Consider the following 10957-nt stretch of genomic DNA (forward strand, 5'->3'; position numbering starts at 1 on the left):
GTACGTCCAAGTGCGGACGGACCTCTGGCTGCGGAGGCAGGGAAAGAAGGAAGAAGGTGCCGCAAAGCGCCGAAGACCGTCGATTTGCGACTGTAGCAGCGTAGATATAGGGAAAAGCCCGCGAAATTGCAATCGGGCGGCGTATCCGGTGGGCGGCGGAATGCCCCGGACGAGCGCGGCGTCCGCCATGTGCTGAAAAAGCGCGCTCCAGTTGCTGGGCGCGCGTGTGTCGGAAAGTTCTTTTTTTGTTCTGATGTTGACCGGATGGAGCCCGGTGGCCATGGTGCTCAACGATGAATGAAGATGATCCTCTGAATCCAGGCGATGTGGAGAACGGTGATACCGCGGATGCGCCGAGTGACGTCGGTGATCCTGCAGATTTCGTCGCCCGCTACGTCCCGGCCGATGTGCTCGCCCGCTATGAGGTTTTTTCTTACCGCAATGCGGCGTTGATCTTGTCGGAGGCGCATCCGGTGGAATTTGGCGAACTTATGGATGCGCTACGCGGATTCAAGCTCACTCGCGACATCATCGCCAAGGCGGGCGGAAACGAATCCGAAATTCCCAAAGCATTCTCGACGTTGCTGCGGCCGCATGGCTGGCATGAAACGACCATTCAAGCGGACCTGTTGGTCAAATTGTTATGGCGCGAAGCCGGGGTAAACGCACGTGGCAAAGCGGTGACGACGAAGATGTCCCGTGAACTCACCAAGGCGCGATTTCTCGACGGTCACAAGGTCGATTATGTAAAGGGCAGAGTGGCGTTCGATCTCGAATGGAACAGCAAGGATCAGACGTTCGACCGCGATCTGTACGCGATGAGCGCGTTCAGCCAGTGCGGGGTCATTGACGTCGGGGTGCTACTGACGCGTAGCGCGTCGTTGAACGATGTTTTCCGCGAGATGGGGCTGATGGCGAAGTATGGCGCGTCCACGACATGGATGGGAAAGCTGCTCTATCGACTGAACGCCGGTCGCAACGGCAGTTGTCCGGTGCTGGCGATCGGTATTCGGCCGGAATGCATTGAAAAGGTACGACCATGACGATCGATGCGGCGCTTGATTTTGCACACGCGGCGCGCGGGCGCCGTTTTGCGACGATTCTTGCCGATCCTCCGTGGCGCTTTACCAACCGTACCGGCAAGATGGCGCCCGAGCATCACCGGCTGTCGCGCTACGGCACGATGAGTCTCGACGAAATTTGCTCGATACCTGTCGAGAGCGCGGCCGCAGACCCTGCGCATCTCTATCTCTGGGTGCCAAATGCGCTCTTGCCTGACGGACTGGCCGTGCTGAAGGCATGGGGGTTCGAGTATAAATCGAACCTCGTCTGGCACAAGGTGCGCAAGGACGGCGGATCGGATGGGCGCGGTGTCGGCTTTTATTTCCGCAATGTCACCGAATTGTGCCTGTTCGGCATCCGAGGCAAGAACGCGCGGACGCTGGCGCCGGGACGGAGGCAGGTAAATTTGCTTGGCACGCGCAAGCGTGAGCACAGCCGCAAACCCGATGAGTTCTACGATATAGTCGAGGCGTGCTCGCCGGGGCCGCGACTGGAATTGTTCGCGCGCGGGGCGCGGAAGGGGTGGACTGCCTGGGGAAACCAGGCTGAGGACTATGAGATCGGTTGGGAGACCTATGCCCACAATTCGCGACAGGAGCGCGCGGAGAAGTGGGTGGAGGCGGCTGAGTGACGGAAAGTATGATGCATAGTCGCATTTAAGCAGAACGCAGGGACAGTTTTGTCGCGGCGAGTGCGAGCGGTTACCGCCCGCCCCAGTCCGCCCGATCAATGTCTCCGAATATCCCCGTGGAGATCAGCGCATCCGGCCTCCTCGTTTTTTGATCTCCCTGCTTGTATCCGCATCCGCGTCGGCTTCCTTCAGGGCAGGCTCGCCCACGGGTTGCTGTTTCAGCAACGGCGCCAGATACCGCCCCGTAAAGCTCCCCGCCGTCTTCGCCACATCCTCCGGCGTCCCTTCCGCGACGATCTCGCCGCCCTTGACGCCGCCTTCCGGGCCGAGGTCGAGCACCCAGTCCGCCGTCTTGATGACGTCGAGGTTGTGTTCGATCACCACCACGGTGTTGCCCTGTTCGACCAGCGCGTGGAGCACTTCCAGCAGCTTGCGCACATCCTCGAAATGGAGGCCGGTCGTCGGCTCGTCGAGGATGTAGAGCGTGTTGCCGGTGGCGCGGCGGCTGAGTTCCTTGGCCAGCTTGACGCGCTGCGCCTCGCCGCCGGACAGGGTGGTCGCCTGTTGTCCGACCTTGACGTAGCCGAGGCCGACCTCCGCCAGCATCGCCATCTTGTCGCGGATCGGCGGCACCGCCTTGAAGAACTCGACCGCGTCCTCGACCGTCATGTCGAGCACGTCGGCGATGCTCTTCCCCTTGAACTTCACCTCCAGCGTCTCACGGTTGTAGCGCGCGCCGTGGCAGACGTCGCAGGTGACGTAGACGTCGGGGAGGAAGTGCATCTCGATCTTGAGCACGCCGTCGCCCTGGCACGCCTCGCACCGGCCACCCTTGACGTTGAACGAAAAGCGCCCGGGCTTGTAGCCGCGCGCCTGCGCCTCCGGCAGGCCGGCGAACCAGTCGCGGATCTGGGTGAAGGCGCCGGTGTAGGTCGCCGGGTTCGATCGCGGGGTGCGGCCGATCGGCGACTGATCGATGTCGATCACCTTGTCGAGATGCTGGAGCCCGGTGATCTTGTCATGCTTGCCCGCGAGCATCCGCGCGCCGTTGAGCTGGCGCGCGGCGGCGGCGTAGAGCGTGTCGATGGTGAAGCTCGACTTGCCCGAGCCGGACACGCCGGTGATGCAGGTGAAGGTGCCGAGCGGGATCGACGCGGTGACCCCGCGCAGATTGTTGGCGGTGGCGCCGCGGACGGTGAGCTTGCGCCCGTTGCCCTGCCGCCGCTCCGCGGGCACGGGGACGGCGCGGGTGCCGTTCAGGTAATCGGCGGTGATGCTGCCGGGGGTGGCCAGCACCTCCGCCAGCGTGCCGTGCGCGACGACTTCGCCGCCGTGGACGCCCGCGCCCGGCCCCATGTCGATGACATAGTCGGCGGTGCGGATCGCATCCTCATCATGTTCGACCACCAGCACGGTGTTGCCGAGATCGCGCAGCCGGCGCAGCGTGGCGAGCAGCATGTCGTTGTCGCGCTGATGCAGGCCGATCGACGGTTCATCGAGGACATAGAGCACGCCGGACAGCCCGCTGCCGATCTGCGAGGCGAGGCGGATGCGCTGGCTCTCACCGCCGGACAGGGTTCCCGAGGTGCGGTCGAGATTGAGGTAGTCGAGCCCGACGTTGTTGAGGAAGCCCAGCCGCTCGAGAATTTCCTTGAGGATGCGCTCGGCGATCTGGCGCTGCTGGTCGGTCAGGCCGGTGGGCAGCGCGGCGAACCATGCCAGCGCGTCGACCACGGACAGGCGGGTGGCGTGGCTGATATCCTGCCCGGCGATCTTGACCGCCAGCGCCTCCGGCTTGAGGCGGGCGCCGTGGCAGGTCTCGCATGGTTGCGAGGACTGGTATTTGGACAGCTCCTCGCGCATCCACGCGCTCTCGGTCGCGAGCATCCGGCGGTTGAGGTTGCCGATCACCCCCTCGAACGGCTTCTTGACGTCGTAGCTCTTCTTGCCGTCGATGAAGGTGAGGGTGACCGGGCGGCCGCCGGTGCCGTGGAGGACGACCAGCTTCACCTCGCCCGGCAGATCCTCCCACGCCGTGTCGAGGCTGAAGCCGAATTCGCGCGCGAGGCTGCCCAGCACCTGCATGTAATAGGGGGAGGGCGGGTTGGATTTCGCCCAGGGGACGATCGCGCCCTTCTTGATGCTGAGCGCGTGGTTGGGGACGACCAGATCCTCGTCGAACACCAGTTTCTCGCCCAGCCCGTCGCACGCCGGGCACGCGCCCTGCGGCGCGTTGAAGCTGAACAGGCGCGGCTCGATCTCCGGGATGGTGAAGCCGCTGACCGGGCAGGCGAATTTCTCTGAAAAGACGATGCGGTTCGCGGGCACGCCGGCGCCCCTCATCGCGCCGCCGTCGCTCACCTCATCCTCGCGCCCCGGTACGACGCCGTCGGCGAGGTCGACATAGGCGAGGCCCTCGGCCAGCTTAAGCGCGGTTTCGAAGCTGTCGGCCAGGCGCGACGCGATGTCGGCGTTCACCACCAGGCGATCGACCACCACCTCGATATCGTGCTTGTACTTCTTGTCGAGCGCCGGCGCCTCGTCGATCGCGTAGAGCTCGCCGTCAATGCGGACGCGCTGGAAGCCAGCCTTCTGCCACTCGGCCAGTTCCTTGCGATACTCGCCCTTGCGCCCGCGCACGACCGGCGCAAGCAGGTAGAGCCGCGTCCCCTCCGGCAGCGCCATCACCCGGTCGACCATCTGGCTGACGGTCTGCGCGCTGATCGGCAGGCCGGTGGCGGGGGAATAGGGCACGCCGACCCGCGCCCACAGCAGGCGCATGTAATCATAGATCTCGGTGACGGTCGCCACGGTCGAGCGCGGATTGCGGCTGGTGGTCTTCTGCTCGATCGAGATGGCGGGGGACAGGCCCTCGATATGGTCGACGTCGGGCTTCTGCATCAGTTCGAGGAACTGGCGGGCGTAGGCCGACAGCGATTCGACGTAGCGGCGCTGCCCCTCGGCATAGATGGTGTCGAACGCGAGGCTGGACTTGCCCGAGCCGGACAGGCCGGTGATGACGGTCAGCGTATCGCGCGGGATATCGACCGACACGTTCTTGAGATTGTGCTCACGCGCGCCGCGCACGGAAATGGTGGTAAGGGCCATGCCGGTTGTTCTATCTTCGTTCTGCGGGAGATTCCAGAGGAGAGATAGGGAGCGCGCGGCGCGGATGCCAGCCGGGGCCGTGCCGTGTCGAGGATGGACCGCGCGACCACATGGCGACCACATCCACGTGCCGACGGCGAAAACGCAGGATTTCGTGGCGGCGGGCTTGCCCCGGCGGGGACGACGCCGCACATCGATCGTCCCGGCATCGAGTCGCACGCAGGGACGCGCCCATGTATGATTTCACCATCGCCACCGACGACAAGGCCGCGCTCTATCGCGATCTCACCGCGGCGCTCGATGCGCTGACCGCCGACGAGCCGGACGCCATCGCCAACATGGCCAACGCCGCCGCGCTGATCTGGCAATATCTGCCCGACCTCAACTGGGCCGGATTCTACCGCGACATCGACGGCGAACTGGTGCTCGGCCCGTTCCAGGGCAAGCCCGCCTGCATCCGCATCCCGATGGGGAAGGGGGTGTGCGGCACCGCCGCCGCGACGCGCGAGACGCAACTGGTTTCCGACGTGTTCGCCTTTCCCGGCCATATCGCCTGCGATGCCGCCAGCCGGTCCGAACTGGTGGTGCCGATCGTCAGCCAGGGGGTGCTGATCGGCGTGCTCGATCTCGACAGCCCCTCGCCCGACCGGTTCGACGCCGCCGACGCCGCCGGGTGCGAGGCGCTGGTGCGCCTTCTCGCGCCTCGGCTCGCCTGATCCGGGCGGCCTGACCCTAAACGGGACAGGCGTTAACTACCCATTGCGGTCGCGTCCCGGCGCGGGATTGGCTAGACTGGCGGCTGGATTTAACCATGGCGCCGGTCGCGGGAGCGGGCGCCGACAGGGAGTCGCCCGCCATGCGCGCCTATTGGATCGCCGCAACCGCCGCCATCGCCACGCTTGCCGTCGCCGCGCCCGCGACGGCGCAGCAGCCCGCGGCCCCCGCTGGCGGCCAGCGCGCCGCCCCGCCGCGCGCCATGCCGGCACAGCCCCGCAACTGGCAGCAGCACGGCAACTGGAATCGCGGCAACCGCCCGGTCGTCAACCAGCGGTGGGGCGGGCAGGTCAACGGGCGCTGGTACGCCGGCAACTACGCCCCCGGCGGCTGGGCCGCCTATCGCGCGCCGACGCGCGGCTGGGTGCTGCCCCGCTACTGGTTCGCGCCGACCTTCTACATCAGCGACTTCGGCAATTACGGGCTCGGCGCGCCGCCGGTCGGCTATAGCTGGACGCGCTATTATGACGATGCCGTGCTGATCGACGGCGGCGGCCGCGTCTATGACAGCGTCAGCGGGATCGACTGGGATCGCGGTTACGGCGATCAGGGCTATGGCGACGGCGGCTATGGCGAGCGAGTCCATGCCGAGGACGGCTATGACCGCGACGATCGCGTCGTGTCCGGCGCGCCCTATCCGCCGCCGCCACCGCCGCGCGAGCGTCGCGACGACGGCGTCGGCGGCGCGGTGATCGGCGGGGTGCTGGGCGGCGTCGCCGGCAACGTCATCGCCGGGCGCGGCGACAAGCTGGCCGGCACGCTGATCGGCGCCGGGGCGGGCGCGATCGCCGGCACCGCGATCGATCGGGCGGAGGACCGCCGCGATCGCCGTCGCGGCCCGCCACCGCCGCCGCCGCCGCCCTATGGCGCGCCCTATCCGGCGCCGGGCCATCCCGGTGACGGCTATGCCTATGCCCCGCCGCCGGTGGTCTATGCCCCCCCGGCGGAGGTGGTGCAGGCGACCGGCGGCCATGACCCGCACCGTTATGCCGGCGCGCCGCGCACAACGGTGGTGCACGGCCCCTATGGCAGCGTGACGACGGTGACGGTGATCCCGGCGGTGACCACCACCACCGTGACGAAGGAATATTATTACGCGGCGGCGCCGGTGCGGACCTATCGTAAGGTCGTGCGGCGCCCGGCGAAGGCGCCGGCCTGCAACTGCAAATACGTGCGCCGCTGATCGCTTTCGGGCCGGTTACCCTTCCGGCCCGTCTGGCCGCCGGGCGCGCTTTGAGACGTGGCGCGCCCGGCGTTTTCTTTTGACCCGTTTTCTTTGGTCATTTCGCCTTACGCGGGTCTGTTAGGCCGTGAACCCATAAAAGGTGGCGCTACCGCATCAGGGCTTCGCCCGCCTCTGTCCAGCAGCCGCCTCGTCCGGATGGTTCGATCATACCGTGTTTGACGAGGAGCTCGACAGCTTCCTCCCCAGCTCCGATGCACTCGTGGTCAACCCAATCGCCTTTACCGATGTATTGAGCACACATCAGAGCGAGCGCTCGCAGCAAGGCACGTTCGTCGTCGATCATTGGCGCAAGGTGCCGGGTGGAGCGACGTTCCGCAACGGCCGCGAGCCGAGCTCGCCGATGGCAGCTTCCATATCGCGCCAAATGTTGATTCAGCATCGGCATGAGCCGAGAATGAGGCGCGTTGGGATGAGAAGTTGCGCAAGATCGCCAAGGTGAAGCCCGCGTCGGAGAAGCCGGAATGAGTCTCTTTTGGACCGTCTCTCTTTTGTGCGTGACCGCTTTCTGTGTCGCTCAAGCCATTCGAGATTTTCGGGCCAAGCGCTATGCTTGGGCGGCAGGGGCTGTGATATCGGCAGCGGTTGTCATTTCGATACCGTTCCCAACCCCCACGGTAACGATAGATCTGCCTCGCCCCTAGCGACGTGTTTGCAAAGGATACAATCGCCTTTTCTTTCGCCCGATCAGCTCAGCCGGTCGATCGCCTCGGTGGTCAGCGATCCGGGGATGATCATCACCGGCACCGGCAGCTTGCCCGCGTCGGCCCCGGCGAAGTGCGCGACCAGCGGCCCCGGCGCGCCGCTCGCGGCCGCGCCCAGCACCAGCGCGGCGATGTCGGGGGTCTTGGCGATCATCTCGCGCACGATCTTCGCCCCGTCGCCCTGCCGCACCACGATCGACGGCACCACGCCCGATTCGTCTAGCAGCGTGCCCGCCGCCCCCGCGACCAGCGCCTCGGCGTGGAGCCGCGCCTCCTCCTCGATCGTCGCCTGGACGCCGCCCCATTGCACGAACTCGGCCGGGGGAATCAGCGCGAGGATCTGCACCCCGCCGCCGGTCTTGACCGCGCGCCGCGCGGCAAAGCGCAGCGCGACCTCCGCCTCCGGGCTGTCATCGACCACCACCAGATAGGTGCGCATATCCCGTTCTCCCCCGCTCAAACCGATAACTGGCGCGACCGATGGCGTCGCGCAAGCCTTGACCCGGACGGGCACGGGCGCAAAGGAAGCACGCCCCAGGAGAAAGATTTCAATGGCGATCGAACTCAAGATGCCCGCCCTGTCCCCGACGATGGAGGAAGGCACGCTTGCCAAATGGCTGGTCAAGGAAGGTGACTCGGTAAAGTCCGGCGACATCATGGCCGAGATCGAGACCGACAAGGCGACGATGGAGTTCGAGGCGGTCGACGAAGGCGTCATCGCGAAGATCATGGTCGCCGAGGGCACCGACGGCGTGAAGGTGGGCACGGTGATCGCGATCATCGCGGAAGAGGGCGAGGATGTCTCCTCCGCCTCCGCCGCGCCGGCGAAGAAGCCGGAGGAGGCCAAGGCGCCCGCGCCGGCCAAGGTCGAGGATGCGCCCAAGCCGGCGCCGGCCGCAGCGCCCACCGATACGAAAGCGGCCCCCGCCGCGGCTGCTGCCGCGCCCGCCGCGTCGGGGGACCGGATCAAGGCCAGCCCGCTCGCTCGCCGCATCGCCGCTGACAAGGGGATCGATCTGGGCGCGCTGACCGGGTCCGGTCCGGGCGGCCGCATCGTCAAGGCCGACGTCGAGGGCGCGACGCCGGGCGCTGCCGCGCCCGCCGCTGCCGCATCGACCGTCGCCGCGCCCGCCGCCGCCCCGGCGGAGGCCAAGGCGGTGTGGTATGACGACAGCATCCCGCACAGCGAGGAAAAGCTCTCCAACATCCGCAAGACGATCGCGCGCCGCCTGACCGAGGCGAAGCAGACGATCCCGCACATCTACCTGACCGTCGACATCCGCCTCGACGCGCTGCTCAAGCTGCGTGGCGAGCTCAACAAGGCGCTGGAGCCGCGCGGGGTGAAGCTGTCGGTCAACGACCTGCTGATCAAGGCGCTGGGCGTCGCGCTGATCGAGGTGCCGAAGTGCAATGTCACCTTCGCCGGGGACAAGCTGGTCAGCTACCAGCGCGCCGACGTGTCGGTGGCGGTGTCGACGCCGTCGGGCCTCATCACCCCGATCATCCGCGATGCCGGCGGGATCGGCGTCGCCGCGATCTCGACGCGGATGAAGGAACTGGCCGGCCGGGCGAAGGACAACAAGCTCAAGCCCGAGGAATATCAGGGCGGCACCGCCAGCCTGTCCAACATGGGCATGTACGGGATCAAGCAGTTCGAGGCCGTGATCAACCCGCCGCAGGGGATGATCATGGCGATCGGCGCGGGCGAGAAGCGGCCGTACATTGTCGACGACGCGTTGGGCGTGGCGACGGTGATGTCGGCGACCGGCAGCTTTGATCACCGCGCGATCGACGGCGCCGACGGTGCCGAGCTGATGAAGGCGTTCAAGGAACTGGTCGAAGCGCCGCTGGCGCTGGTCGCCTGAGGCACGGCCGGTGCCGGTGCGCACGCTGGTCGAGCTGCTCCACATCGCGGCGGGGCTGATGGCGACCGCGCTGATCGTCGCGGTGGCGACCTGGTCCTACCCGCTCGGGCGCGAGACGATCCGGCTGGTCGGCTGGGCGACGGCGGTGGCGGTGGTGGCGATGGGCGTTGGCCCGCTGCGCCGCGCCTGGACCGCCGACCGGGGCCGGCAGCGGTGAGCGACGACGACACGCCCCCCGCGATCGAGCCGGCGATCCGCGTCAGCGCGATGCCGGCCGACGCCAACGCCTATGGCGACATCTTCGGCGGCTGGCTGGTCGGGCAGATGGACCTTGCCGCCGGGCTGGTCGCCGCGCGGCGGGCAAAGGGGCGGGCGGTGACGGTGGCGATGGACGGGATGCAGTTCCACGCGCCGGTGTCGGTCGGCGACGAGGTGTCGGTCTATGCCCAGATCGTCCGTGTCGGCCGCACCTCGATGACCATCGACGTCGAGGCCTGGCGCCGCGACCGCCACGGCGAGGAGCGGCAAAAGGTGACCGAGGCGCATTTCACCTTCGTCGCGATCGACGATGAGCGAAAGCCGCGCGCGGTGCCGGCGGCATGAACGCGGCACCTTCTTTCCCCTCTCCCGTTCCGGGAGAGGGGAGCGTGATGAACGCGAACCTCGCCGCTCTCCAAAGCGCCGTGACCGGCATCGACCCGGTCCCGCCGCTTTCCCCTCTCCCCGGCCCTCCCCCAGCAGGGGGGAGGGAGCAGAAGGATCTTTGCCTTGGCTGACACCTACGATCTCATTGTCCTCGGTTCCGGTCCCGGTGGCTATGTCGCCGCGATCCGTGGCGCGCAGCTTGGCCTGAAGACCGCGATCGTCGAGCGTGAACTGCTGGGCGGCATCTGCCTCAACTGGGGGTGCATCCCGACCAAGGCGCTGCTGCGGTCGGCCGAGATCTTCCACTTCATGCAGCACGCCAAGGATTATGGTCTGGCCGCCGAGAAGATCACCGCCGACCTAGAGGCAGTGGTCAAGCGTTCGCGCGGGGTGGCCAAGCAGCTCAATCAGGGCGTCACCCACCTGATGAAGAAGAACAAGATCGACGTCCACATGGGCGACGGCAAGCTGACGGGCAAGGGCAAGCTCAGCGTCACCAAGGACGGCAAGATCACCGAGCTGACCGCGAAGAACATCATCGTCGCCACCGGAGCGCGTGCGCGCGACCTGCCGTTCGCCAAGGCCGACGGCAAGCGCATCTGGACCTATCGCCACGCGATGACCCCGCCGGAAATGCCGGGCAAGCTGCTGGTGATCGGATCGGGCGCGATCGGGATCGAGTTCGCCAGCTTCTACAACGACATGGGCGCCGAAGTGACCGTGGTCGAGATGCTCGACCGCGTCGTGCCGGTCGAGGACGCCGACATCTCCGCCCATCTGGAGAAGGCGCTGAAGAAACAGGGCATGACCATCCTGACCGGCGCGGGCGTCGACAAGCTCGACGTGAGCGCATCGGGCGTCAAGGCGGCGATCAAGGGCAAGGATGGCAAGGTCACCACCGCCGAGTTCAGCCACGTCATCGTCG

General features: G+C 66.8%; 10 protein-coding genes. 8 read left to right on the forward strand and 2 right to left on the reverse strand.

The features are described 5' to 3' along the window. The first annotated feature begins 293 nt into the window (after window positions 1-293). Both VNR91_RS07600 and VNR91_RS07605 read left to right on the forward strand, forming a co-directional pair. Window positions 294-1043 carry a BglII/BstYI family type II restriction endonuclease gene (locus tag VNR91_RS07600; RefSeq protein ID WP_325490168.1) on the forward strand — a complete coding sequence of 250 codons (750 nt, stop codon included), beginning with the start codon at window positions 294-296 and terminating at the stop codon, window positions 1041-1043. After that, the gene (locus VNR91_RS07605) at window positions 1040-1693 is read left to right on the forward strand and encodes an MT-A70 family methyltransferase (RefSeq protein WP_325490169.1); all 654 of its coding nucleotides are present in this window, start codon (window positions 1040-1042) and stop codon (window positions 1691-1693) included. Before VNR91_RS07600 ends, VNR91_RS07605 begins: the two co-directional genes overlap by 4 nt. 123 nt (window positions 1694-1816) lie before the next feature. On the opposite strand, the gene uvrA is transcribed toward VNR91_RS07605, so the two are convergent. Further along, window positions 1817-4801, reverse strand: coding sequence for an excinuclease ABC subunit UvrA (gene uvrA / locus VNR91_RS07610; protein WP_325490170.1), 2985 nt, complete (start codon window positions 4799-4801; stop codon window positions 1817-1819). Between the two features lie 233 nt (window positions 4802-5034). Here uvrA and VNR91_RS07615 point away from each other — a divergent pair, with 233 nt between their 5' ends. Both VNR91_RS07615 and VNR91_RS07620 read left to right on the forward strand, forming a co-directional pair. Next, a complete protein-coding gene (locus VNR91_RS07615) occupies window positions 5035-5517 on the forward strand; it encodes a GAF domain-containing protein (protein WP_325490171.1) in 483 nt (160 codons plus the stop codon). A 140-nt stretch (window positions 5518-5657) separates the two neighbouring features. Next, a complete protein-coding gene (locus VNR91_RS07620; protein ID WP_325490172.1) occupies window positions 5658-6758 on the forward strand; it encodes an RcnB family protein in 1101 nt (366 codons plus the stop codon). A gap of 747 nt (window positions 6759-7505) precedes the next feature. On the opposite strand, the gene VNR91_RS07625 is transcribed toward VNR91_RS07620, so the two are convergent. Continuing rightward, complete coding sequence (locus VNR91_RS07625) at window positions 7506-7961, reverse strand: universal stress protein (protein WP_325490173.1); 456 nt, start codon at window positions 7959-7961, stop codon at window positions 7506-7508. A 112-nt stretch (window positions 7962-8073) separates the two neighbouring features. Here VNR91_RS07625 and VNR91_RS07630 point away from each other — a divergent pair, with 112 nt between their 5' ends. The 4 genes from VNR91_RS07630 to VNR91_RS07645 form a co-directional block, all read left to right on the forward strand. Next, window positions 8074-9387 (forward strand): pyruvate dehydrogenase complex dihydrolipoamide acetyltransferase, encoded by a 1314-nt coding sequence (locus VNR91_RS07630; RefSeq protein ID WP_325490174.1) that lies wholly within the window; start codon window positions 8074-8076, stop codon window positions 9385-9387. 10 nt (window positions 9388-9397) lie between these two features. Beyond that, a complete protein-coding gene (locus VNR91_RS07635; RefSeq protein WP_325490175.1) occupies window positions 9398-9604 on the forward strand; it encodes a hypothetical protein in 207 nt (68 codons plus the stop codon). A 50-nt stretch (window positions 9605-9654) separates the two neighbouring features. Continuing rightward, window positions 9655-9990, forward strand: coding sequence for an acyl-CoA thioesterase (locus VNR91_RS07640; protein WP_325490177.1), 336 nt, complete (start codon window positions 9655-9657; stop codon window positions 9988-9990). Between the two features lie 165 nt (window positions 9991-10155). Further along, window positions 10156-10957, forward strand: an 802-nt coding sequence (locus tag VNR91_RS07645; RefSeq protein ID WP_325490176.1) for an FAD-dependent oxidoreductase, incomplete at its 3' end; no start/stop codon positions are given.

Source organism: Sphingomonas sp. (genome assembly GCF_035555815.1).
Taxonomy (GTDB): Bacteria; Pseudomonadota; Alphaproteobacteria; order Sphingomonadales; family Sphingomonadaceae; genus Sphingomonas.